General features: G+C 48.6%; 21 protein-coding genes. 9 read left to right on the plus strand and 12 right to left on the minus strand.

What is annotated here, in order from left to right; genetic code table 11:
• Nucleotides 1–40 precede the first annotated feature (40 nt).
• Nucleotides 41–1,327, minus strand: coding sequence for a radical SAM protein (locus tag QNJ26_03805; protein ID MDJ0984648.1), 1,287 nt, complete (start codon nucleotides 1,325–1,327; stop codon nucleotides 41–43).
• A gap of 122 nt (nucleotides 1,328–1,449) precedes the next feature.
• A complete protein-coding gene (locus tag QNJ26_03810; GenBank protein MDJ0984649.1) occupies nucleotides 1,450–4,425 on the minus strand; it encodes a PEP/pyruvate-binding domain-containing protein in 2,976 nt (991 codons plus the stop codon).
• Between the two features lie 385 nt (nucleotides 4,426–4,810).
• Between QNJ26_03810 and QNJ26_03815 the strand changes: the two genes are divergently transcribed.
• Nucleotides 4,811–6,385, plus strand: coding sequence for a long-chain-fatty-acid--CoA ligase (locus tag QNJ26_03815; GenBank protein ID MDJ0984650.1), 1,575 nt, complete (start codon nucleotides 4,811–4,813; stop codon nucleotides 6,383–6,385).
• A gap of 1 nt (nucleotide 6,386) precedes the next feature.
• Here the strand turns inward: QNJ26_03815 and QNJ26_03820 are convergent, their stop codons facing one another.
• Both QNJ26_03820 and QNJ26_03825 read right to left on the minus strand, forming a co-directional pair.
• A complete protein-coding gene (locus QNJ26_03820) occupies nucleotides 6,387–6,770 on the minus strand; it encodes a DUF1566 domain-containing protein (protein ID MDJ0984651.1) in 384 nt (127 codons plus the stop codon).
• Nucleotides 6,771–7,125: 355 nt separating this feature from the next.
• Entirely contained in the window at nucleotides 7,126–7,629 is a 504-nt protein-coding gene (locus tag QNJ26_03825; GenBank protein ID MDJ0984652.1) for a MogA/MoaB family molybdenum cofactor biosynthesis protein, read from the minus strand.
• Between the two features lie 439 nt (nucleotides 7,630–8,068).
• Here QNJ26_03825 and QNJ26_03830 point away from each other — a divergent pair, with 439 nt between their 5' ends.
• The 7 genes from QNJ26_03830 to QNJ26_03860 all read left to right on the plus strand — a co-directional run bounded on the left by QNJ26_03830 (nucleotide 8,069) and on the right by QNJ26_03860 (nucleotide 12,722).
• On the plus strand, nucleotides 8,069–8,680 hold the full coding sequence (locus QNJ26_03830) for a molybdenum cofactor guanylyltransferase (GenBank protein MDJ0984653.1): 612 nt from the start codon (nucleotides 8,069–8,071) through the stop codon (nucleotides 8,678–8,680).
• Nucleotides 8,681–8,688: 8 nt separating this feature from the next.
• Entirely contained in the window at nucleotides 8,689–8,829 is a 141-nt protein-coding gene (locus QNJ26_03835) for a hypothetical protein (GenBank protein ID MDJ0984654.1), read from the plus strand.
• A gap of 32 nt (nucleotides 8,830–8,861) precedes the next feature.
• Entirely contained in the window at nucleotides 8,862–9,341 is a 480-nt protein-coding gene (gene moaC, locus QNJ26_03840; GenBank protein MDJ0984655.1) for a cyclic pyranopterin monophosphate synthase MoaC, read from the plus strand.
• Nucleotides 9,342–9,349: 8 nt separating this feature from the next.
• Nucleotides 9,350–10,576 carry an MltA domain-containing protein gene (locus QNJ26_03845; protein ID MDJ0984656.1) on the plus strand — a complete coding sequence of 409 codons (1,227 nt, stop codon included), beginning with the start codon at nucleotides 9,350–9,352 and terminating at the stop codon, nucleotides 10,574–10,576.
• Between the two features lie 157 nt (nucleotides 10,577–10,733).
• The gene (gene tatA, locus QNJ26_03850) at nucleotides 10,734–11,189 is read left to right on the plus strand and encodes a twin-arginine translocase TatA/TatE family subunit (protein ID MDJ0984657.1); all 456 of its coding nucleotides are present in this window, start codon (nucleotides 10,734–10,736) and stop codon (nucleotides 11,187–11,189) included.
• Nucleotides 11,179–11,943, plus strand: a complete 765-nt coding sequence (tatC, locus tag QNJ26_03855) for a twin-arginine translocase subunit TatC (protein MDJ0984658.1) — start codon at nucleotides 11,179–11,181, stop codon at nucleotides 11,941–11,943. The genes tatA and tatC overlap by 11 nt, the downstream gene beginning before the upstream one ends.
• Before the next feature lie 278 nt (nucleotides 11,944–12,221).
• Entirely contained in the window at nucleotides 12,222–12,722 is a 501-nt protein-coding gene (locus tag QNJ26_03860) for a cytochrome c3 family protein (GenBank protein ID MDJ0984659.1), read from the plus strand.
• A gap of 294 nt (nucleotides 12,723–13,016) precedes the next feature.
• Here QNJ26_03860 and QNJ26_03865 read toward each other — a convergent pair whose 3' ends face one another.
• The 7 genes from QNJ26_03865 to QNJ26_03895 form a co-directional block, all read right to left on the minus strand.
• Nucleotides 13,017–13,829 carry a 50S ribosomal protein L11 methyltransferase gene (locus tag QNJ26_03865; GenBank protein MDJ0984660.1) on the minus strand — a complete coding sequence of 271 codons (813 nt, stop codon included), beginning with the start codon at nucleotides 13,827–13,829 and terminating at the stop codon, nucleotides 13,017–13,019.
• 10 nt (nucleotides 13,830–13,839) lie between these two features.
• Nucleotides 13,840–15,285, minus strand: coding sequence for a cobyrinate a,c-diamide synthase (locus QNJ26_03870; protein MDJ0984661.1), 1,446 nt, complete (start codon nucleotides 15,283–15,285; stop codon nucleotides 13,840–13,842).
• A 92-nt stretch (nucleotides 15,286–15,377) separates the two neighbouring features.
• Nucleotides 15,378–15,620, minus strand: coding sequence for a dissimilatory sulfite reductase D family protein (locus QNJ26_03875; protein MDJ0984662.1), 243 nt, complete (start codon nucleotides 15,618–15,620; stop codon nucleotides 15,378–15,380).
• Nucleotides 15,621–15,695: 75 nt separating this feature from the next.
• On the minus strand, nucleotides 15,696–16,841 hold the full coding sequence (gene dsrB / locus QNJ26_03880) for a dissimilatory-type sulfite reductase subunit beta (GenBank protein MDJ0984663.1): 1,146 nt from the start codon (nucleotides 16,839–16,841) through the stop codon (nucleotides 15,696–15,698).
• 12 nt (nucleotides 16,842–16,853) lie between these two features.
• Nucleotides 16,854–18,167, minus strand: a complete 1,314-nt coding sequence (gene dsrA, locus QNJ26_03885) for a dissimilatory-type sulfite reductase subunit alpha (GenBank protein ID MDJ0984664.1) — start codon at nucleotides 18,165–18,167, stop codon at nucleotides 16,854–16,856.
• Nucleotides 18,168–18,639: 472 nt separating this feature from the next.
• Complete coding sequence (locus tag QNJ26_03890; GenBank protein ID MDJ0984665.1) at nucleotides 18,640–19,821, minus strand: hypothetical protein; 1,182 nt, start codon at nucleotides 19,819–19,821, stop codon at nucleotides 18,640–18,642.
• Nucleotides 19,822–19,909: 88 nt separating this feature from the next.
• Nucleotides 19,910–20,536, minus strand: a complete 627-nt coding sequence (locus tag QNJ26_03895) for a tetratricopeptide repeat protein (GenBank protein MDJ0984666.1) — start codon at nucleotides 20,534–20,536, stop codon at nucleotides 19,910–19,912.
• A 220-nt stretch (nucleotides 20,537–20,756) separates the two neighbouring features.
• Between QNJ26_03895 and dapA the strand changes: the two genes are divergently transcribed.
• On the plus strand, nucleotides 20,757–21,791 hold the full coding sequence (gene dapA / locus QNJ26_03900; GenBank protein ID MDJ0984667.1) for a 4-hydroxy-tetrahydrodipicolinate synthase: 1,035 nt from the start codon (nucleotides 20,757–20,759) through the stop codon (nucleotides 21,789–21,791).
• A gap of 136 nt (nucleotides 21,792–21,927) precedes the next feature.
• Here the strand turns inward: dapA and QNJ26_03905 are convergent, their stop codons facing one another.
• On the minus strand, nucleotides 21,928–22,734 hold the full coding sequence (locus QNJ26_03905; GenBank protein MDJ0984668.1) for a YkgJ family cysteine cluster protein: 807 nt from the start codon (nucleotides 22,732–22,734) through the stop codon (nucleotides 21,928–21,930).
• Nucleotides 22,735–22,875 lie beyond the last annotated feature (141 nt).

Below are 22,875 nucleotides of genomic sequence, written 5' to 3' on the forward strand. Positions count from 1 at the left end.
ACTTAAACCGCTCTGGCAGGTAAACAGCTGTGGGTTGAAATTAAAACTTCTCCTTAGGCGGGTTGAAATAGCCGAATTTGAGATCCGGAAATTCCCGCCGGATGTGATCCAGTAAATTTTGCATTCCGATGGGCGCGTCATTGGAGACCACAGCATCCATGATCTCAAAATAGCGCAGTGGATCAAAATTCAAGTTGCGCCACTGAATCATATGAATCGGGTGCGACATCAAAAATTTTTTCAAGGCTTCAATTTCCTGCTGCGCATCCGTAAATCCAGGGCAATTTAAATAATTGACCGATACAAAAAGATCGTTTGCTAACGCAAGATCTATGCTTTTTAAAACATCGAAAAATTCATAACCTTTCGGTCGAAAATAGGCCTGGTAACATTTCGGGCGGACACTGTTCATGCTGACCCGCATGCTGTCCAGTCCGGCATCGATCGCCTGCTGTAATGCCCGGGGCAAACTGGCGTTGGTGTTCATGTGGATCGTTCCCCGATCGGTTTCAGAGCGAATTAATCGGATGGCCGGCGCAATCACATCAGTTGCCAGCAGCGGATCTCCTTCGCAACCCTGTCCGAAACTGACCACACTGTTTTTGACCCGTTCGATGTGTGCCAGTGCGACTTCCGCGATCTCTTCCGCAGACGGGGTAAAACCGATGCGGTCCTGGCTGTGGGGAATATCACCGTGTGTTTGCGAAGACAGACAACCCAGGCAATGGGCATTGCAGTGTTTGGCGGTGGGCAGCGGTGCCTCGTAACGGCTGAGAAACAAATTTTTGGCTGCTGGGCAACCGAACTGTAACGCACATTTTTCAAGATGCGCCCTGAGGCGGTTGGCGGGCATCTGCTGGCGCATTTTATCGATACCGCAGACAATGTCTTCTGGTTTCATCAAGCGCAGATCCTGCCGTTTTTCCCGATCAACACGAATGACGGCAGATCGAAATTTTCCACGGTGCCATCCTACCGCACCATATGAGAAAAGCGGCAATGGCTGCGCGTTTGGGGTTTCTATGAATGTGCCCAGATGCGATATGACATAACCCGGTGAATTGAATGCCGTCACCGGAAACAACGCTTGGCCGGGCGTATAGGGGTTTTCGTTTACGGTTTCTACGCGGCCCGATTGCAAATTCAACAATATCGGGCGGCGCTCCGGCAGGTACATCAGTTCGCTGCCAAAAGGCATGTTGCGGGTATTGGACAGCGTCAGCGGTATGGGCGTTGCCCCGCCCGAACCCAGTGCAGCATAGCCGTCAAGCTCAAAAATTTCAGCATCCGCATTGGCCACCAGCGCCTTTAGGAAAACATTTTTCATTTTCGTCGCTTTTCATTACTGTCTTTTAACAATCCGATGGCTTTCGCAAAAAATGCAAGGTAGGAAATCAAGGTTAAACCCGTGTGCCCCTGATCGTCCAACGGGACAATGGGCTTAACAGACTAACGTTTAATATACATGACACATTTTGAGGTGCGTCCATCCACCTTGAGGTTGAATGGTTCGTGGAGTCGGATATGGGCTACGTGGGCCGTTTCATTAGCCACCGGCTGGGCAGTCAACCAGTCCCAATCGATAAAATCGGTGTCACCTTCCAAAACGGTGGCATAGGTAATGCCCAGCGTTGTGATATTATGGAAAAAATGCGAGCCTTGAGATGGATCGGCCTTTAATTTCTCTGAATTGGTCTCAACCATCGCTCCAACCCCGCAAATCTCCGCCCAGCTCACCGGGATTCCCAACCAGCGATCGGCTGAGCCCCACCGGCCGGGGCCCACCAACAGATATTTGCGGGAATCACTTAGCAGACCGGCGTTTAACTCACCAATTTCCCTGGCGATTTGCGGTGTTTTGGCGGTATCAAACTCATCGGGTTTTACATAAAGGATGTCGGCCATATCCTCTTTTTCAGCATTACCCAGTGCGTGGGAAGAAACACAAAATGACCGCGCTAATTCATCAGGGCTGATTTCAACTTGAAGCAGTTCCGCGCGGGCTGTCATCGGCCGGAGCTGTAAAAATGCAAATTCTGATTTTTGTTTCGGCTTCGCGGACATATGAATTGAAAATTCGAGCTCCACCGGGCAACCCATTCCTTCCTGGCCCAGATCCAGTGCATCTACCAGTATTTCGGCCAGCGGGAACTGGCCGAATTTTAAGACCTGCGCAAACGTTAGTACCCGATAGCCGGGCATGTGGGCCGAATCTCGAATGCGATGTTCCTCAGGGATATAGGTGCTGGCCAAAAGCTTTACCGGCGCTTCGTCGTCCGCATCGCTGACATCCCTTTTGGCAAGATTGGCATCTTCCAAAATGCCCACCTCCGGTGCATCGCCTGCCATGTTCAGGGCATAAAAATATTGTTGGGAGTTCTCGAGGATATCATCGACTATAGAACGCTGCGGCAGTAATTGCGGATATTTGGGGGAAAACCGCAGGGCTTTTTCACCTTCCATGACCGTCTTGCCCAATCCCAGCGCCACGGTTGCAATGCCCTCTTCCGGCTTCATTTTGGCAAATGGGTAGTAATTATGAGACTGAGCAACACCGGATATGGTCGGGTAAAAAAATTGGCCGTATTGTTCCCCCACCAGCTGCTGAATGATGACGGCCATTTTCTCTTCTTCAGTACGGTGACCGACACGTTTTGAAAAGGCCTTGGGATCCCGGAAGTACGTTGAGGCGTATACCAGCTTGATGGCGTTAATCAGCTGGTACAGGCGGGTGTCGAGATCTGCATGATCATTAGGAAGCATATAAGTTCGATACAAACCCGCATAGGCGCGGAATTGCGCATCCTCCAGCAAGCTCGACGACCGAACCGCCAGCGGGTAGTCAATATGTTCAAGATAAGCCCGAAGCTGATCTGCAATCCAGGACGGGAAATTAGCGCCTTGAAAAATCTGCGCAATTTCCTCATCCGGTATGTCGGATTTTGCCAGCTCTTTGAGATTATTTTCTTCGATAAAGGCATCAAAGCCTTCAGTGGTGACCACCAGCGTTTGGGGAACCAGAATGCTGACATCCTCAAATTTTTTCTGAATAGCTGGCAGTCGCTGCAGCAAATTGGCGATAAACGCCAGCCCCCGGGCCTTTCCGCCCAGAGACCCTTTGCCGATCTTAAAAAACTCTGTGGACGGATCAAAATCGCCGGAGTCAAAGTCGATCACCACCCCTTTTTGCCGCCGCTGGCGCCAGCTTTGAATCATGGAAATCAGATAGTTGCGGTGGCTTTCAACACTGGCAAAGTCATCATAGCGTAAGGGACGAATTTTAGATGCCAGGACGATTTCGGTCCGCGCAAACAACCATCTGGATAAATCATTGCGACTGCAATGATGCACAAAACTGTCTTCGGGAACGGTCGCCAACAGTTCTTCGAATTTCCGCAGGTTATGAGCGCGGGTAATTTCGCGGCCATCGGGTTTACGAAAGACAAAGTCTCCGAACCCCAGCTGATCCACAAAAAACGAGCGAACTTCAGCATGCAGACTGGGCGAGTTTTTATCGACAAAAGCGGCCGGAATGTCTTTTGCTTTTTCGGCATTGGAAGATTCCGAGCTGGTGAGCAACAGCGGGATGTCAAAGCGTTCTTTTTTGATCTGCAATAAAAAAGTGACCCCGGCATTTTCATCAAGGACACCATTGCGCGGAAAACGAACATCCGAAATCACACCCAGGATGTAAGGCTCAAATTTTTTAAAAAGTCGCAAGGCATCCTCAAAACTTTCGGCCACCAGTATTTTAGGCCGTGCCCGCATGGTCAGCAGTTTGTGTTCTTCATGGTGACGATATTCCATTATGGCCTGGGTCTGACTGACCAGTTCTTTGTAAAGCACCGGCAACAATGAGGAAATATATGTTGGTGAGTCCTCCACAAATAGAATGACCCGGATACCGGCAAATCCGGCATCGTGCTCAACGTTTAAACGGTCTTCAGCGCTTTTAACCAGGGCCACTAGGATATCGGTGTTGCCTGACCACACAAAGCATTGGTCAATTCCGGGCGGGCGGCTAAAATCCAGCAGGCATTTCTGCGCGGGCGATGGCAAAGAATCATGAGCCAACAAAACCACTGGCAGATCGGGAGCCTTTTTCTTGATTTCTTCGCCCAGGGTAAAGACATCCATATCCGCCAGTTGGCTCATGGTGATGACCATGTCAAATTTCTTAAGATTTAGCATGGCCAGGGCTTCCTGGGCTTTAGAAACCCAGGTAAAACGGGGCGGATTGCTCAGGTTCAGGCCACGATATTCATTAATGATGCGTTCTGACAGGCGGCAGTCTTCTTCAAGAATCCAGGCATCATACGGGGTGGAGACCAGCAAAATATCCCTGACCTTGAGGGCCATCAATTCATGAAAAAGTTTAAACCGCGGGTCAAAATCTTCGGCAAAGCTTTCAATTTCTAACGCCATATGTTTACCTACCATAAAAACGTAAGACGTACTATGTTGGTATTGTAAACTGGAAGCTACTCGGAATATAAATGATCACTTAATCAGTTTGCCCGTTAGCCAGTTTAGCCGGTTAGACCCGTTAAAAAAAGGAATAATATTTGTTTTTTATTTTACAGGTCAACGGGCTAACGGGTAACGGGCTTAACCTGTACATCTTTGAGATCGGTTTTGGTTACGCCACAGCACATCATGTTACCTGTAAACATGTGTTGCCTGCATCTTCATTTCAACCATATCTTTTGTCAAATCGCAATGATTTTGGACTTGGCATTCAAAAAGGTTATGGTTTATAAGATCTTAAAGCAAGTCGGCCATGTGCCAGATTAAACCTAAGGAAATAAATGTGAACATCTGGATGACCCTTAAAAAGGCATTGGATCTATACCCTGAAAAGATTGGCGTCGTCGACGGCAACCGATCGTATACCTATCGGCAGGTCGCAGAACGCGTGGCCGGGTTGGCCCGCTATTTCCAAAAACAAAGAATTCAACCGCAAGATCGCATCTCTGTTCTTGAGGTCAATTCGCATGCTTATCTGGAAACCTATTATGCCGCAGCCGGGATAGGTGCTATTGTTAATCCGCTCAATTACCGCCTTTCCGCCCGGGAGGTAGCTTTTATTTTAAACGATGCCGGCAGCCGCTGGTTAATTGCCGCCTCGCGTTTTGCAGATGTCGTCCAAGGCGTATTAAAAGAAGGTGTACCTCTCGAAGGAATTGTCTGGATTGGCGACCCGCCGGAAGCGTCATTTCCGCTTCAATGCCACGGCTACGAAGATGCCATTTCTACGAGTGTCGGGATTTTTGAGCCGGTACCGGTTGAAGAGGACCAAGTGGCGCATCTGTACTATACCAGCGGCACTACCGGGCGCCCCAAAGGGGTCATGCTCACGCATAAGAATGTGTGCAGCCACTCCCTGGGAACGATCGCCGAACTGAAACTGGTGGACACCGATGTCTGGGGCCATATTGCACCCATGTTTCACCTGGCAGATGCCTGGGCAACATTTGCCATAACTTGGGTTGGCGCACGGCATGTGATGCTCGATCAATTTGAGGCTGAAGCCGTAATGGCCACCATCGAAAAACGAAAGATAACGCTGAGCAATTTAATCCCCACCATGCTCAACCTGATGATCAAACACCCGCGGGTGGCCGAATATGATTTTTCCAGCCTGCGGGAAATCCTGAGCGGAGGCGCTCCGATTGCGCCTGAGCTCGTCAGGAGCATTATGGAAACCCTTGGCTGCGATTACATCCAAACTTACGGCATGACGGAGACCAGTCCGTATTTGACCTTCAGCATTTTAAAAGCCCATTTGAAGACCCTGCCACCTGATGCGCAATTGAAATATAAATCCAAGACAGGCCGGCCGGCGATCGGGGTGGAGCTTAAAGTTGTGGACGAGCAAGGGACGCCGATTGCGGCGGATGAGCAACAGGTTGGGGAGATTTGGGTGCGGGGGGATACCATCACACCCGGCTACTGGTATCAGCCCGAGGAAACCGCCAATGCTTTTACCGATGGATGGCTGCGCACCGGCGATCTGGCCACTCTGGATTCGGAGGGCTATGTCAACATTGTGGATCGTAAAAAGGACATGATTGTCACCGGCGGGGAAAACGTGTACTCCACCGAAGTTGAAAACGTGCTGTACATGCATCCCAAGATTCTGGAAGCTGCTGTTTTTGGCGTGCCGGATGAACGCTGGGGAGAGGCCGTTAACGCCGCTGTTGTTCTCAGAGCCGGTGAGACCGCCACCGCAGATGAAATTATTGCCTTTTGCAAAACGCATCAGGCCGCCTACAAAGCCCCCAAAGCCATTGTTTTTTTGGAAGAACTACCCAAAACGGGATCCGGAAAAATCTATAAAAAAGGCCTGCGCGATCCTTACCTGCAAAAAAGGGCGGACAAGTGATTTATTTGCGGGTGCGCACAGCATAGGCTCGCGGGGTTCGGGATTGCCAGTCTCTGGTCCCTCGGCTGAAATCGAAAAGGCTTGATGACGGCCCATCATCCTGTTCAGCTGTCCAAACCCACCAGCTCACAGTTTCCAGCAGCGGGGTTATATTGCGTTTCCCCTTTCCTTCTTGAAAAAGTGTTTCGAGCTCTTTGCTTGTGGGCATTCTCCAACCACTGCCATCTATATCAAGGCCCCTTGCCCAATCGTTGGCTTCATCCCAATTCATGATTTTGCCAGGCCCCGCTATCCATTCTAGACCTGTATTAGAGTCAACCACGACCCCGTTTTCATATTTTACATAGGGATCATCGCGATCAATAATTTGGGAATCTCCATCCATCTTGCGACCTCCTTTTAATGATTTTAACTGCGAAAATAAGATGGGGATGGTTTATGGAAACGCAAGTCGCGATAAGAAATGGTGTTTGATTATAAAACTGGAGAAGCGGTTCTGCCAGTTGCACCCGTATGGACTGGGACGCTGTCATGTATTGTCTTCAACCGGCTAATCCACCACAGGCGGACAAGCGGGTAACGGGCTCAACCTATAAACCATTCAGGTTGTCCCGTTGAGTCCGCCATCGGCGGATTGAGCCCGATAAGAAGGGTAATCATTCAGGTATCATCTTTAACCGGCAAGCGGGCCAACGGGTAACGGACTCAACCAATAACAGAATACATTTTTAAGATAGGTTTTAGTCGTTAACATGCTTTACCAAATGCCCCAGCTCAGGAAAAATCAGCCGGGTGCAGGCCAGCTTGCAGGCAGCGAGACTACCAGGCATGCAAAACACAACCGTGTTGCCGATAACCCCGGCCGTGGCACGGGACATGATGGCGGCGGAGTCGATCTCCTCCATGCTGAGTTTGGCAAACAGCGGGCCAAATGCACTCAGCTCCTTGGTAAATAGTGGGTTAACGGCTTCGATGGTCACATCCTTTTTGGTGATCCCAGTACCACCGCTTAAAAGAACCACCGCGGGATTTGCTTTTAAAATACCATCTTTCAGGGTGTCTGCAATTTCATCGGCTTCATCGGGGATTACCTTGTGAAAAACAATCTTATGTCCCTTTTTTTCAGCCTGCTGACGGATCCATTTGCCGCTGGTATCATTATCTAATGTGCGGGTGGTGGAAACCGTTATGATACCCAGGTCTACGGACGCGGGTGCCTGTTTTTTATGGTCTTTTACGCTCATGTTTAAAAAATTGGATTAATGCAGTAGTGGTCTACAGGAGTAATGGTTCTGATAGATGATAATAGCCTCTTGTTGTATATGTACATCATGATATATTTTTGGATCAAGAAATATATTATAGGTTAATACAGTGATTCAGCAAACCCCCTGATTATACCTTGATTTTGGTTCTCTTTTTTCTTAAGCTGAAATGTTATAGAAACATATTAGAATAAATTTACGTAACCTGAGCCGGTCATGTCATTTTCTTTCAGGCGCTATGATAAGCGTGTTGCCTGGTGGCCTGATATTTGGGATTAATCAACGCTGTTCCTGAATTAAAAGCCTGGATGCCGATCATCCCAAATATCAGGCCACCAGGTAGCATTTAGGTAATTTGCCAGAATAGCGCCTTCCAGAAAAAACATGACCTTTTTTGACATTGAAATAACAAAAAATCATGACATCGAAGAGCAAATTCCCCTGCACAGGGGTAATCCTGTCCGGTGGTCTGGCCAATCGCTATGAGGGGACCGAAAAGGCCCTACTGATGGTTGGCGGGATTCGGATACTGGATCGATTATACCACATTTATCAGGAGTTGTTTGACGAAATTATTCTGGTCACCAACAGCCCGCATAAATTTTTAGAATGGGATCTGCTGATTGTATCAGACCTTTTCCCGATTCGCAGCTCTCTGACCGGAATTCATGCCGGCCTTTTTTACGCGACGAATCCGTATGCCTTTATTTCAGCCTGTGATACGCCTTTTCTGAAAAGGGAAATGGTTGAAACCATCATCGGAAAAATTGAAGCCCAAATCGATATTGTGATGCCCGAAACCTCCGCCGGGTTTGAGCCCCTTTGCGCGGTCTACTCCAAACGCTGTCTTGAAGCCGCACAAAACCACCTGGAGCGCAAAAAATTAAAAATTACCAAAACATTTCGCAAGAGCCGAATCAAAACCGTTTCAGAGAAGGCATTGCGTAAAATAGATCCCGAACTGCAGTCATTTTTCAACATAAATACGCCTGAGGATTTAGCGCGTGCGGAGGAGATGGCCGAAGGATAAGTTTTCAGATGACAGATAGAGCCCATCATTTTCCATTTTTACCATCTGTTCTCTGTCGTTTGACACTGACACCTGCTTGCCGCGGCGTAGCCCGACAGGGCGAAGACGGGACACCTGAAACCAAATGCATTACCCTGAATGCTCTGTGAGCTCAGGGATTAAAAGATTATAAGGAAGAACTATGCCTAAACTTACCCACATTGATGAAGAGGGCCGGGTCCGGATGGTGGATGTCACCGATAAAAAAGCCACGGTACGAACGGCCGTGGCCGGTGGGATAATCTCTATGAACCCGGAAACATTTGCTTTGATTCAAAACCAGAAAGTCAAAAAAGGCAATGTCCTTGAAACCGCCCGCATTGCCGGTGTGATGGCTGCCAAAAAGACCGCAGAGCTCATCCCCATGTGCCACCCGTTGAACATTACCCATATCCAGGTTGACTTTTCGCCTGATGACGCTAAAAACTGCATTGGCATTGAAGCCTCCGTGCGAGCCATCGATCAGACAGGTGTTGAAATGGAAGCCATCACCGCAGTCTCGGTTGCGGCGCTGACGATTTATGATATGTGCAAAGCCACTGATAAAGAAATGACGATCACCAAAATCCAGCTTTTAAAAAAAACCGGCGGTAAAAGCGGTACCTACGTTCGCAAAGGATGAAAATATTGATGAAATTTTACCTGTTTATAAATACCAAATCCGCACTGGCATTATTCCTTGCCCTTGCGGTCTTAATGGCCGGCTGTCCGGCGCCGATTAAAAAGCCATCGGAAGAAGCGTCAATGGTCCGCCGATCCAGTTTTTCATACCCGGATTTTCATGATGATCTGGAAATGGATGGTCTGGAGCACAGCATTTTAAAAAGTCTAGAATACCTGGAAAGGATACCGGCCGATCGAACGTTTACATTTGGTGAAGACCAATTTGATGCAGTCCATCTGAAAAAATCATTGCAGTATTTTCTGGACTTTATCCACACCAGCCCCACCAGCAAGCAACTGGAACGCTTCATCCGCGATAACTACATCGTTTATCAATCCATCGGCAGGGATCAAAAAGGGGAAGTTTTGTTCACCGGTTATTACGAACCGCATTTAAGTGGTCGTTTAGACAGAAACGAGGAATTTCAATATCCCCTTTACGCGCTGCCAATGGATCTGATGAAAATCGACCTTTCCCCTTTTAGCGAAAAATTCAAAGGACAAAGCATTGTGGGGCGCTACACCGATAACACGGTGGTTCCGTACTTTGACCGCCAGGAAATTGAGGAAGAAAATGCACTGGCCGGCAGAGCTGAGCCCCTGGTATGGGTGAACGATCCGGTTGATGTGTTTTTTCTGCAGATCCAGGGTTCTGGCAAAGTATTTCTGGATACCGGTGAGGTTATCAATGTCCATTACCATGGCAGCAATGGCCGGCCGTACCGCAGCATTGGGAAGCTTTTGATTGATGAGCAAAAAATCCCCCGTGAGGAAATGTCGATGCAAAAAATCCGGTCCTATTTGCAGGAGCATCCGGAGGAAATGGCGTCGGTGTTTAACTATAACCCCAGTTATGTCTTTTTCAAGATAGAGCCTGAAGGCCCACTCGGCTCCCTGAATGTCCTGCTGACACCGGGGCGCTCCATTGCTCTGGACAGGCGCATCTTTCCATATGCGACCCTGGCGTATATTGAAACCCAGAAACCGGTGGTCAACAGCACCGGTCAAATTGACCGCTGGGTGGATTTTCAACGGTTTGTCCTTAACCAGGATACCGGAGGTGCCATTCGGGGGCCGGGACGCGCCGATGTTTTCTGGGGTAACGGACCTTATGCTGAAATTGCCGCCGGACATCTGGCGCATGTCGGGCAGTTGTATTTTTTGATTTTAAAACCTGAAAGACCAAAAGAATAGATTAATTAACGCGTATTGGAGTACTGGAGTGATGACGATAAGATGCTTTAGGACCCATCCGATAAGGGGTTATCCTTGACACTTATACCTAAAATCAGTACTTAAAGAATTTTTCAGCAATATTTAGAACCCCTAAAAAGGGAGTCAGAGACAACAAATGTTTGGCATCGGCATGCCCGAATTGCTTTTGCTGCTGGCGATTGCGCTGATCGTCATTGGCCCCAAAAAATTACCGGACCTGGCCAAATCGCTGGGCCGTGCAATGCGGGAATTTAAAAAAGCAACCAATGAATTTAAAGAAACCATCAGCATTGATGAGGATCTTTCGGATGTCAAAAAGGCCTTTGATGATCTGGGCAGTGACATCAAAGATTCCGTAAGCCTGCCAAAAGATACGGCTGAGTTTAAGCGACCCGATGAGCCTGAATCCAAAGAAGATCAAGCCGATAAGGAAACTGAAACCACCGAAAAAGTCGATTCCAAGGACAGAATAAACCAGGCCTTCAAAGAATTGCAGAAAAGTAACAAGGCATCTTCTGAAGACGAAACAGAAAACGGCGCTGACACAAACGGAAAAGAACGGCAAAAGGGATCCGATAAAGATGATCGCTGAAGAAGAAAAAATCCCATTTACCGCTCATCTTGAGGAACTCAGAAGTCGGCTGATTAAAATCTTTATTGCGGTCGGTATCGGTTTTGCGGCTTCTTACGGTTTTAAAGAAAAGTTGTTCGAAATCCTGGTACAGCCTTTGGTTAAGGTGATGGAAGAAGGAGATCACCTGATCTTTACCGGCCTGCCGGAAGCGTTTTTTACCTATCTGAAAGTATCATTGCTGGCCGGTATCATGCTGGCCAGCCCAATCATTTTGTATCAATTCTGGATGTTTGTGGCACCGGGCCTCTACCAAAAAGAGCGGCGGTTGATGGGCCCCATCGTTTTGCTGTCCTCGTTTTTTTTTATCGCCGGCGCACTGTTCGGTTATTATATCGTGTTTCCCTGGGGATTTAAGTTTTTTTTGGGGTTTGCCACCGAATCCATACGCCCCCTGCCCTCCATGAAAGAATACCTGGCGTTTTCCGCCAAATTGCTGTTGGCCTTCGGTCTGGTATTTGAACTGCCCATGGTGCTGACTTTTATGGCGCGTCTGGGTATCGTATCCGTAGATTTTCTGAAACGCAATCGCAAATACGCCCTGCTGCTGTTTTTCGCCGGAGCGGCCATCCTGACCCCACCGGATATCGTCACCCAGGTGATGATGGCCCTGCCGCTGATGGTCATGTATGAGCTCAGTATCTTCGGCGCCCGCATTTTTGGCAAAAAAAAGCAAGAGACCGAAACAGATGACGCCGAACAAAGCGCATCTTAGATTTGACCCAACCGCTTTTTCACTAAAATCAATAAATAATTGTCGTCTTTTCTGGCCAGAGGTGCGTCTCTATATTCGGGCAATCATCATATGCTGTTGCAGGCCTTTTTCTTATTTCAGGAAAATAGTATTAATTATAATAATTTTAAGTTATTACAATGTTTTTGTGCCAAATGTTTAGGATTGACAGAATAGTTTTGGCCTGATAAAGAAATAATCTTATTTTGTGAAATCTCGGGAAAAGGTTAACGTTGAATAAAGGAGGGGAACAGAGAACCATGAATAAAACGCTGTGGATTTTGGTTGTTGTTGGCTGTGCGAGCTTATTTCTTGCTGCCGGAATTTATGCCAAAAAGGTTCCGGATGTTATTCCATTGGAAGATCCGGCATATAAAGAGCATAAAAAAGGGGTTGTCCAATTTACCCATGGAAAACACCAGGCGGATTATGCCAAAGAGTACCCGGATCTTTACGCAAGGGGATGCGGTGAATGCCATCATGACAAAGACGGCAAGCCGCTTTCCGAACTAAAAGAGGGCGACCCGGTTCAAAAATGTATCGAGTGTCATAAAAAACCCAGTGAAGTGCCCAAAGAACTTAAGAAAAAATGGCGCGAAACAAAGGTTAAAAAAGCCGACCAGAAAAAAATGAAGCTAGAGTATCACGCCGAAGCCCTTCACATGAACTGCCGCGGTTGTCACAAGGCCTTCAACAAAAAATACAAGCCTAAAAAAGCGCCAACGACCTGCGCCAAGTGCCATCCGAAGAAAGAAGGTTAAATAGCCTCACCATCCATAAAAAAGGCGTGCATCATTAAGATGCGCGCCTTTTTTATGTGCAATGACCAAGATTCAATCCATCAATTTTCAAATTTAATATACAATTTGATCTGACAATACGCTGAGTTGCTACACGTTCACAGTATTGCTACTTTTGGGAGGTCTAATTTTTTACAGATACTTATTAGCGATATCGCAAATTAGGTCAAAATTTGCATTCGTTGGAGATATTGCAGATTTTAGATACGCAGATGGTATCACGGTAATGGTGAAACTTTCAATATAAGGAAGGTTCTATATCTTTTTTAAAACGACTGCTGCCCACTCAAGTTCTTCATCACTCCAAGCGGGTTCAAACTGCTGAGCGGCATAAAACCCCATCAAATCTCGCATCTCATGCTTTCGAAAACCGGATAGGACCACCCAACCGTTGGTGTTGGTTAGCCGTACAATCTGAGGATACAGGTTTTTGAGACTCGGATACCGCAGGTTGGCAACCACCATGGCAAAAGCATCGTCAATGGCCTTTATATTGCGATCTGATATGACCAGCCGGTCCTCAAGGTTATTGAGCGTCAGATTCTGGCCGGCTTCTGCAATGGCACAGGGATCGATATCGATGCCCAGTCCCTTTTTCACGCCCAGGCAAACAGCAGCCATCGCCAGAATTCCCGATCCGGTGCCGATGTCCAGCACAGAGCAGTCCGTGCCAAGCCAATTGGGGCGCACCGTCTTTAAAACATATTCAATGGCTCTGACCGACAGTCGCGTGGTCGGATGGCGTCCGCCGCCGAAAGCCGCCCCGGGCTGAATGCGAATAACCACATCATCGGGCGCCGGTTTAAACTCATGCTCTGGTGGTGTGACCACCACAAGCTCTGAAATTCGCACAGGTCTATTAAACGATAATACAAGATACGTGCTGCCGAATTCATAAGTGTATTCCAGTTCACCATTGGCAACCAAATTTTTTAATATGGTTTTGGCACGGGTTTTATCCAGGCCGTAAGTTGCACAGATGGTTTTTTCAAGAAGCTGGGGTGTTAGGCGGTCAGGTGAGGTGGCTACATTTTCTATAATCGCTTCTTCAATCCGCTGAATATCCATTGAACGGTCATCATTTCGCTTTTTGGTGTTGATAGGTGATGGCATTGCGCACCAGGGCCGGTGCCCAGTGCGGGGTGCCTAAAGCGTGGATATGGGTATAGGTGGCCAGGACATTTTTGTAACAGATACCATCCTTGTCCTTGGTAATCCCAACCCCCCGCTGCATGCGAAAAACCAGGTCCTTTTCAGCGCCGCTCCAGCGCAGCACCCGGGAGTAGTGAAATTCGTGACCCCGGATTTCAGCACCCACTTCATAATAGGGGTTTTCGTTTTCAACAGTCACCACCGTGTAGCCGTGACCCTGGGGCCGCGAATAAAAATCAAAGGTTAATGGTAAGACCCCGACCATGGGATAGGATTTTTCCTCGAGTACCAGCTCTTGACCCAGGTACATCAAACCGCCGCATTCAGCGTATATCGGCAGTCCGTCTTCGGCCATGGCTTTGAGCGCATCGCGGAAGCTTTTATTTTCAGCCAGTTGTTGGGCATGGGTTTCCGGAAAGCCACCTCCGATGTAAAGTGCATCCAGTGTCGGCAATTTGTTTTGCGCCAAAGGACTGATAAATACAATATCGGCACCGGCCACTTTAAGGGCATCGATATTTTCCGGGTAATAAAACTGAAATGCCGAATCTTTGATAATGCCAATCCGTGGCCGCTTGGTTTCATCCTCAGCTATCTGACTTCTGTCATCTGACCTCTGTCCTCTGCCTGCCACGCCGAAGCCCTTAGGCGAAGGCGGGTTCTCTGTCTTCTGTCTTCTGACCTCTGTAGCCTCGAGTGGCGGTAGATCCTGGATGCAGTCATAAACAGCATCAAGATCAATATGGTCACTGGCCACCTGCGCCGCTGTATCAATGGATTTGCCGGCCCAATCATGCTCAGGTGTGGGCACCAGCCCCATGTGGCGTTCCGGGAAAATCTGGGTTTTTAGCTTGGGAATAGCGCCAAGGACGGGAATCCCACAATAGTGCTCGATGTTATCGCGCAGGATGCGTTCGTGGCGGGCGCCGGCCACCCGGTTAAGCACAACCCCTTTAATCATTACATCCGGATCGAACTGAATCAGACCCGCAATGACGGCTGCCATGGTGCGGGTGATCTTGGTGCAGTCCACACACAGCAATACCGGTGTTTTCAGCAACTTGGCCAGCTCGGCCGTGCTGGTGCTGCCGGCCAGGTCGATACCGTCATAAAGCCCGCGGTTGCCCTCGATAACGGCAATATCCTCTGGGTGGGTGTGGGTTAAAAAAGATTGTAAAATTTGTGGAGACTGTAAAAGAAAGGTGTCCAGATTATAACAGGGCCGGCCGGCCGCCAGGGCCAACCAGCCCGTATCGATATAATCCGGACCTTTTTTAAAGGGTGCGATGGACCGGTTGCGCTTTTTCCAGGCGGCAATCAGTCCGATGGAAAGGATGGTCTTACCCGAGCCGCCGCGTAAGGCGGCAATCATGATACGGGGAAACCGTATGCTATCCGCTTGTTTTAGGTCGGTGTTCAAAAATCAGAAAAAAGTTAGCCCGGCAATGGGTAAATGCCTACCGCCTAATCTTCTTCGGCGGCGGCCTGTTTGCCGGTCCCTTTGAGTCCGTATAATGACGTGCTGCCGCTGGACCAGTATTCCAGAATCTCTTCCTGCACCATGCGATTGATGACCTTTTTGGCCTCGCGCGGTTTGGCTTCTAAAATCTTGGCCAGATCATTAAAATAAAATTTGGACTTGGTTTTTAATTTCTTTTGCAGTTTTTCGACTATTTTATTTTTTGATTCCTCGTAATCCAGAGCCATAATGTTCCTCTTTTCAGCAAAATGCAGGGGGCACCCCATTTAAGGTGGTTGCCCCCTGCTGGTTTGATTTCGCGCTTAAAACTTAAATTGCGTGGTCTGGCGCCATGTATAGTAAGCCGGATCACGGAAATCATCGATCAGATGGTGGGTAAATTCCAGTTCGCATACTTCAAAGAATCTTTCCCATCCGATCCGCTCGGCCCATTCGCCCAGACGCTCATATTTATTGGCGCCTTTCTCGTAGGCCTGCACCATGTTTTTAATGACGTCGGTTGTCTGCGGCCAGCGCGGTGCATCATTCGGAAGAAACGCCACAACCACCTTGGAAAACTTGGGTGTGCTGATGCGGTTGGACACCTTGCCGCCCGCCATGATGACGATGCCGTCACCTTCCGTGTCGGCCAGGGGCATCGAGGGGCACATGGTGTAACAGTTGCCGCAGAACATGCAGCGTTCCTCTTTTACCGCCACGCTGTTGACCTTTTCGCCTTTGAATTCGACCTTGGACGGCTTGATGGCGGCCGTCGGGCAGGCGGCGATGGCCAGCGGAATCTCGCACATCTTGTCCAGATATTCATGGTCAAGCATCGGCGGTTTGCGATGATAGCCCAGGATGGCGATATCCGAACAATGGACCGCACCGCACATGTTCAGGCAGCAGGCCAGCGAGACGCGCAGTTTGGCCGGCAGTTTGTGCTCTTTAAAATAATCAAAAAGCACGTCCATGGTGGCCTTGACCGGGCCGGAGGCATCGGTGGCCGGCGTGTGGCAGTGAATCCAGCCCTGGGTATGCACGATGTTGGTAATCGATGTGCCGGTTCCGCCCACCGGGAACTTGAAGCTGCCGCCGGCAAACTTGCGGCTTTCAAGATCTTTGACCAGCGGGTCGACTTTGCTTTCCTCGTCCACCATAAACTCGATGTTGTTGCGGGTGGTAAACCGCAGGTGGCCGTCGCAGTGTTTTTCGGCGATTTCGCAGATTTCCCGAATCATGGTGGTGCTCATGAGTCGTGCCCCACCGCAGCGCACCGTAAATACCTTGTCGCCGGACTCGGCCACGTGCACCAGTACGCCGGGTTTGATGACATCATGATACAGCCATTTGCCCTTGTTTTTGGCAATCACCGGCGGATAAAAGTCTTCGTAATTTCGCGGACCGATGTCAGAAATTCTGCCTTCCATCGGTTTGTCAGGATCATAACCTGATGATACAAATGCCATGGTCTTATCCCCCTATCTCTGATGATGTTTTCTAAATTCGTCAATGTCTCGTTCGAATCCGCCCGGCACCTCGTCTGCTTTCCAGAAGATGTACGGGTTGGTTCGCGGCTCCTGAACCATGCGCGGGTCGGGCTTGAGGCCGGTGACTTCCAGCAGTTTCTGGAATCCCTGGCGTTTCATCAGCTCACCGAGCCGCTCGCGGTTCTTGCCTTCTTCCATCCACCAATCCCAGATGGCCTCAATGACTTCCTTGATTTCATCATAGGGCTCTTCGGCTTTAACGAAGGGCACCAGCATCGAGCTCATCTGGGCACCATCGAGAATCGGGGCCTTGGCGCCGACCAGAATGGAAAGACCGGTGTCTTTCCCAATGCGCAGCGCTCTGGGCATGACATTGATGCAGTGCATGCAGCGGTTGCATTCTTTGTCTTCGATCATCAACTTGTTACCCTCCATCCACATACACTCGGTGGGGCAAAGGTCGCAGACTTCTTTCTGAATGTCGAAGGCACCCCAGTCACGTCCGCTGTGGTCATTGGCATTGGGCGCAATCTCGCCGCCGATGTAAGCCTGGACCGCTTCTTGGTCGATACGGATGTCATCTCGCCAGGTGCCGATGAAGGACATATCCGCCCGGGCGATGGATGCCACGCAACCGTTGGGGCAGCCGTCAAACTTCAATTTGAACTTATAGGGAAATGCCGGACGGTGCAGTTCATCCTGGTATTCCTGGGTCAGATGATAACACAGCGCCTGGGTGTCATAACAGGAATATTCGCAGCGCGCCTGACCGATGCAATCCGCTGGGGTCCGCAAGTTGGAGCCCGAGCCGCCCAGGTCCTGGTTGAGGTTATGGGTTAATTCATAGAAAATCTCTTCCAGCTGAGGCGTGGTGGTACCCAAGAAAATGATGTCTCCAGTGGAACCGTGCATGTTGGTGATGCCGCTGCCGCGGAAATCCCATATGTCACAGAGCTGTCTTAGGTATTCAGCAGTATAAAATTTTCCGCCCGGCTGGTTGACCCGCATGGTATGAAAGTGCGCCACACCCGGAAATTCTTCAGGCTGGTCACAGTAACGACCAATAACGCCGCCGCCATAACCGAATACGCCGACGATGCCGCCATGCTTCCAGTGAGTTCTGCCGTGTTTGAAGGAAAGCTCCAATATACCCAGAAGGTCTTCAACGACATCTTCGGGAACCTGGAAGTCGATCTTCTCCTTGTTTTTCGCCCTGACTTCGGCCTGTTGCTTCATATCTGAAACAAAGCTTGGCCACGGCCCGCTTTCAAGCTGGTCCAACAACGGGGTTTTATGTTTTGCCATTATTTACCTCCATTAAAGTTAATAATTTCGCTTCAACAATTAAGAATCATATTCCCCTCCCGGGATCGCAGAAATTCACCTCCTCTCAACCTGTTTTTTTCTGTTTTTATCTTAAATATTTTTAGTGATTTTTTTTAGAAATAATCAAAGGACTTGATATAGAATTAATCATTGAGCTTGTCAATAAAAAAGCAGCGTTAGAGCGGATTTATGATACATAAATCGCCATCTTGCGGCGGAGACACTACATCTTGGGTCCGAAAAGAGAAATAATGCGCTATGTAGGGTAAGCTACCTGTAATTTGGATTTTGGATTGATACAGCTGAGAATTGTTCTTTTGTGATTAACTCAGTCGTTCGATCCAAATTCCGCAATCTAAAATCCAAAATTTAAATGATACCATCACTCCAGTCCGGCCTTCGTAGCCGAAGATACTTCAGCAGAGTAGGCTACTCCATTACTTTGGCTGATTTATTTTAATAACGATAAAAATTGCTGGATCGACTTGTGAAGCGTGAGCACATGCTCGTTGAGATTCTGTTTGATAACGGGCAGCTCCGGCATACGGGGATTGAAACGGTTTACCATCGTCTCTGCCAAATCAAGCAAATCTGAAGCCTGGCAGGTGGATAAATATGCCACGAAACAGGTCAGTGGCGAATCTGGCAAAACGCCAGTATCGGGTTTCAACGATAGGGCGTCCAAAAAGCCAGTTAGGGTGGCGTCAACCGTCGCGCTATCCGACCATACCATATCGCCAACGCCCTCCAGGCGATCCAGACGCATCTGCAAGGATAAGTGTAAAAAGAAAACCAACAGGGCCTGCAGCAGTCGCTGCGGATCATTGGCTTCTGTTTTGGCCCGCTGTTGGCTTTGAAAACCGGCGCCATACCCCCGAACCGTTACCAGTCTCAACCTGAGGCGGTCGCTATCTATGTTCAAGACAAAATCGCCGGCAGCGTGGTGCCAGGCCAAAATCTGCTCAAAGGATGTCAGATTATAGTAACAGGTCAGTATCTTGGCCGCCTGGGCATAAAGCTTTTGGGTTTGTTCGGCGGTCAAATAATACCGTCCGCCGATTTCATCCCAGACGATTATTTTAAACGCCTTATCGGCCGGATCCGGGGCGAGGTGAAACTCATGGTAGCCGTCAAACCATTCACCCAAAAACATCGCACACTTCAAACCACCTGAAAGCGTCATTCGATCCCATCCATATACCTGTGGCAAATAGTGCAACGGCGTTTCGGCATTCAACCGCATGAGGTTTTGGTAGTCCTGCTCAATGAATCGCCGGCCGGGTTCAGATATGGCCACATTCAGAACAAAGGTGTGTTGTTGTTGACCCACATAGGTCTCAATCCGCGCAGGATGGTAATACGCACCGTGTTTTTCAAGGCGGACTCGAATTTCGGCGATGTCTTGCGGTTTCACTTTGTGGCCAAGTTGCTGCGAAGCTGCCCGTGTGATGACATCATAAGAACGGGCTTGCAGAAACGCCTGCGCGGCTTGAAAATAATTCGCATGACTGACCGATACGTCATCTGCCGCAAATAGCGCATCGAGTCTCAGGGGTATGGGCTGCTGCCAGATTAAACTATTATGGGTGACCGGATCTTGGCTGTGTGATGTGAAAAAGGAGATAAGGGGCATGTTTTGGCTCAGAGATCAGAAGACAGAGGACAAAAAATCGTAATGACATCTTTTTCTGACTTCTGACCTCTGGCTTCTGTCTTCTGTCTTATGACTGCTTGAGTTTTTCAATCTCTTTTAAAATATTAGGCGGCACCTCATATCCCAGCTCAACTGCCCGCTCACAGTGTTCAATCGCCGCTTTGGTCTCTCCTTTTTCTAGATAGGCAATGGCAAGGTTGTTGTGTGCCAGTGCAAAATCAGGGTGCAACTCAATGGCTTTCAGATTGGTTTCAATGCTTTTGTCGATCATGCCCTTCATCAAGTAGGCGTTGGCCAGATTGGCAAAAGCCTGGACGTACCTGAAATTAAAGGTGGTCGCCTTTTGCAGGGCTTTGATGGCCTCGTCGAGGTTTCCTCTCTGAAGTTCGATAAAGCCGATGTTTCCCCAGCCTTCGGAAAACCCGGGTCTGGCTTTTACCGCCGTTCGGTTTTGCCGCAAGCAACCATCCAGATCACCGCGTTGCAGAGCGATTCCGCCAAGGGCCACATACGCTTCGGCCAGCCCGGGGCTGTTTTCGACGGCCTCATAGAGGTGTTTTTCGGCCTCATCATATTTTTTCTGGCCCATTAGGGCGACACCCAGATTGTAATGCGAGTTACCGCATTCCGGATTTTGAGCAATGGCCTGTCGCTGCTGGGCAATAAATTCATCCGCGTTTTTCGCTTTGGTCATGATATAACTTCCTTCTTTCGGATTTGAATTTTGCGATGACTTTCAGATCATCAAGACAATGCCATGGCTTGTACAGGAAATATGCGCGTTTTTCAAGCACTGCGCACCTTAACCATCTTTTTACTTGACATCAATTTGGCTTTTAACTACCGTTTGAATACCCTTAATATTAAGACTTTACAGGGATAAAACAAGATGAAATTGCCATAAGGGGGCTATCATGAAAGCAGGATGCTATACCGCCATCATCACACCGTTTACTAACAATGCCGTTGACTATGAGGGTCTGGAAAAACTGGCCGATTTTCAGATTCAAAACGGCATCACCGGCATTCTGGCTGTTGGGACCACAGGAGAAAGCCCGGTTCTCAACTGGGATGAACACAATAAAGTTACCGAAACGATCGCCAAAAAGACCAAAGACAAGTGCCTGTGCATTGCCGGAACCGGCAGCAACAATACCACAGAATCCCTGGCGGCAACCCAGCATGCGGCTGAAGTCGGGGTTGATGCGGTATTGTTGGTGGAGCCCTATTACAATGGGCCCAGCTCACTTGAAATCCGCAAAGAATACATCGCGCCGATCGCCGCGGCTTATAAGGATCTGGATATTATCCCTTATGTCATTCCGGGCCGGACAGGTACCCAATTGTATCCGCAGGATCTGGCGCTGTTGTATAAAGAATACCCGAACGTCCGGACGGTAAAGGAAGCCACCGGAAGCCTTGATAACATGAAGCAAACCCGAGAATGCTGTGGGGCTGATTTTATGATTTTATCCGGTGATGATGGCATCACCTATGAAATGATGACTGATCCCCAAATCAAAGGTGCCGGGGTGATCTCGGTGGCGTCCAACGTGGCACCCAAAGCTGTCACGCAGATGGTTCAATTGCTCAATGAAGACAACCCCTCTGAAGCCAAGTCTTTGATGCAGAAACTGGAACCGCTTTTCAATCTGGTAACGGTGAAAACAACTGAGCAAACAGCTTATGGAGAGGTGTCCTTCAGGGCGAGGAACCCGCTGGCATACAAAGCGCTAATGTCCATCTTGGGCATGCCGTCGGGCATGTGCCGGCAGCCGCTGGGCAAATTGACGCAAAATGCTCTACAAACCGTATTGGACGCCGCACGCAAGGTACAAACCACGGCACCTGAAATTTTACAGCCCGTGGCGGAATTTTTTAACGTGGATATCAGCGAGCGCCTGGAGAATGAGAAGTATTGGGAGGGATTGACCTATACAGATTATTGATTTTCGACATCTGTTGAAATTGAAAATTAATTAACCGCGAAAACACGAAATTTTTTGCTTCTTTTTCGTGTTTTTGTTCTTTCGTGCTTTCGTGGTGAAAGAGCTAATTTCAACGTAGCCAATTGGCATCAATTACTTATTGTGTCGATTCGCTACTTCCTGGCTTCAGTTTGAAATCACCTTCTTTGAACAGCAGCCATTTAAGCCAAGTCAAACCAAACTTCAACAATTCGATTTCATCATCCTTAATCCGCTTGAGGACCGAATCGCCCACCTCGTAACGATCTAAAAACGAACTTTCAAAAACAAACTCGCGAAATTTATCGATGTTGTAACTCACCAGAAAAAACATATTCTTCGTTTTTTCGGTCAGCTGCATATTGGGCGGAAAGGATCGCTTGCGAACCAGTAAATCGGTCCACTCCGCATTGATTTGGTCGTGGATATCGACGCCCTGGTCTTTGCGCCATTCTTTGACGGTGTATAGTTTGTCTTCTTTGAATCCCAGACAATGCGGTTCATGTACGAAAAAATAAAACTCTTCCCCATCAGCATCTTCCTTATGGCTTAGCGACGCAACACCCAGCGGATAATAGCGGCAGGTGGTGGGCCGGTTGTCATACACCAGACAACCGTTTTCTCTGACAAAGGGACATAGTTTACTGTCCGAATCTGGTTTTTCGTCGTCCAGGAATTTAAGCGTGATCACCGGCAACCCGGTTTTTTCCAGCATCTGCGGTTCGGTGTAGATGGCTAGAAATTCATCCGACTTCAACTGAAGTTTGTTTTTAAGTTGAATGATATCGTAGGGTGTCAAAATGATACTGATATCCCGGCAGCATTCGGTAAAACATTCCACGCCCGGGTGACACTTGAATTTAAATTGACTGTCAGGGCCAAGTCGAACCGGCTCGACATTGGCCATTCGATCTGTATCGCTCATACGGTTATCCTTTCCTTGCCGCCATTGCGCAAAGTTGTGACTTAAAACTTCAAATGGCCGCTTATATCCAAGCTGGCGCCGGATGTCAATCACCAGGTTCAAAGGTTCAGGGTTCGGGGTTCAGAGGTTAATTAGTTGATT

The organism is Desulfobacterales bacterium (assembly GCA_030066985.1).
In the GTDB taxonomy this organism is placed as follows: domain Bacteria; phylum Desulfobacterota; class Desulfobacteria; order Desulfobacterales; family JAHEIW01; genus JAHEIW01.

Coding starts and splice junctions, on each gene's coding strand:
- QNJ26_03805 (MDJ0984648.1), bottom strand. CDS start 1,327: ATGAAAAATGTTTTCCTAAAGGCGCTGGTGGCCAATGCGGATGCTGAA.
- QNJ26_03810 (MDJ0984649.1), bottom strand. CDS start 4,425: ATGGCGTTAGAAATTGAAAGCTTTGCCGAAGATTTTGACCCGCGGTTT.
- QNJ26_03820 (MDJ0984651.1), bottom strand. CDS start 6,770: ATGGATGGAGATTCCCAAATTATTGATCGCGATGATCCCTATGTAAAA.
- QNJ26_03825 (MDJ0984652.1), bottom strand. CDS start 7,629: ATGAGCGTAAAAGACCATAAAAAACAGGCACCCGCGTCCGTAGACCTG.
- QNJ26_03830 (MDJ0984653.1), top strand. CDS start 8,069: ATGACATCGAAGAGCAAATTCCCCTGCACAGGGGTAATCCTGTCCGGT.
- QNJ26_03835 (MDJ0984654.1), top strand. CDS start 8,689: ATGACAGATAGAGCCCATCATTTTCCATTTTTACCATCTGTTCTCTGT.
- moaC (MDJ0984655.1), top strand. CDS start 8,862: ATGCCTAAACTTACCCACATTGATGAAGAGGGCCGGGTCCGGATGGTG.
- QNJ26_03845 (MDJ0984656.1), top strand. CDS start 9,350: ATGAAATTTTACCTGTTTATAAATACCAAATCCGCACTGGCATTATTC.
- tatA (MDJ0984657.1), top strand. CDS start 10,734: ATGTTTGGCATCGGCATGCCCGAATTGCTTTTGCTGCTGGCGATTGCG.
- tatC (MDJ0984658.1), top strand. CDS start 11,179: ATGATCGCTGAAGAAGAAAAAATCCCATTTACCGCTCATCTTGAGGAA.
- QNJ26_03860 (MDJ0984659.1), top strand. CDS start 12,222: ATGAATAAAACGCTGTGGATTTTGGTTGTTGTTGGCTGTGCGAGCTTA.
- QNJ26_03865 (MDJ0984660.1), bottom strand. CDS start 13,829: ATGGATATTCAGCGGATTGAAGAAGCGATTATAGAAAATGTAGCCACC.
- QNJ26_03870 (MDJ0984661.1), bottom strand. CDS start 15,285: ATGATTGCCGCCTTACGCGGCGGCTCGGGTAAGACCATCCTTTCCATC.
- QNJ26_03875 (MDJ0984662.1), bottom strand. CDS start 15,620: ATGGCTCTGGATTACGAGGAATCAAAAAATAAAATAGTCGAAAAACTG.
- dsrB (MDJ0984663.1), bottom strand. CDS start 16,841: ATGGCATTTGTATCATCAGGTTATGATCCTGACAAACCGATGGAAGGC.
- dsrA (MDJ0984664.1), bottom strand. CDS start 18,167: ATGGCAAAACATAAAACCCCGTTGTTGGACCAGCTTGAAAGCGGGCCG.
- QNJ26_03890 (MDJ0984665.1), bottom strand. CDS start 19,821: ATGCCCCTTATCTCCTTTTTCACATCACACAGCCAAGATCCGGTCACC.
- QNJ26_03895 (MDJ0984666.1), bottom strand. CDS start 20,536: ATGACCAAAGCGAAAAACGCGGATGAATTTATTGCCCAGCAGCGACAG.
- dapA (MDJ0984667.1), top strand. CDS start 20,757: ATGAAAGCAGGATGCTATACCGCCATCATCACACCGTTTACTAACAAT.
- QNJ26_03905 (MDJ0984668.1), bottom strand. CDS start 22,734: ATGAGCGATACAGATCGAATGGCCAATGTCGAGCCGGTTCGACTTGGC.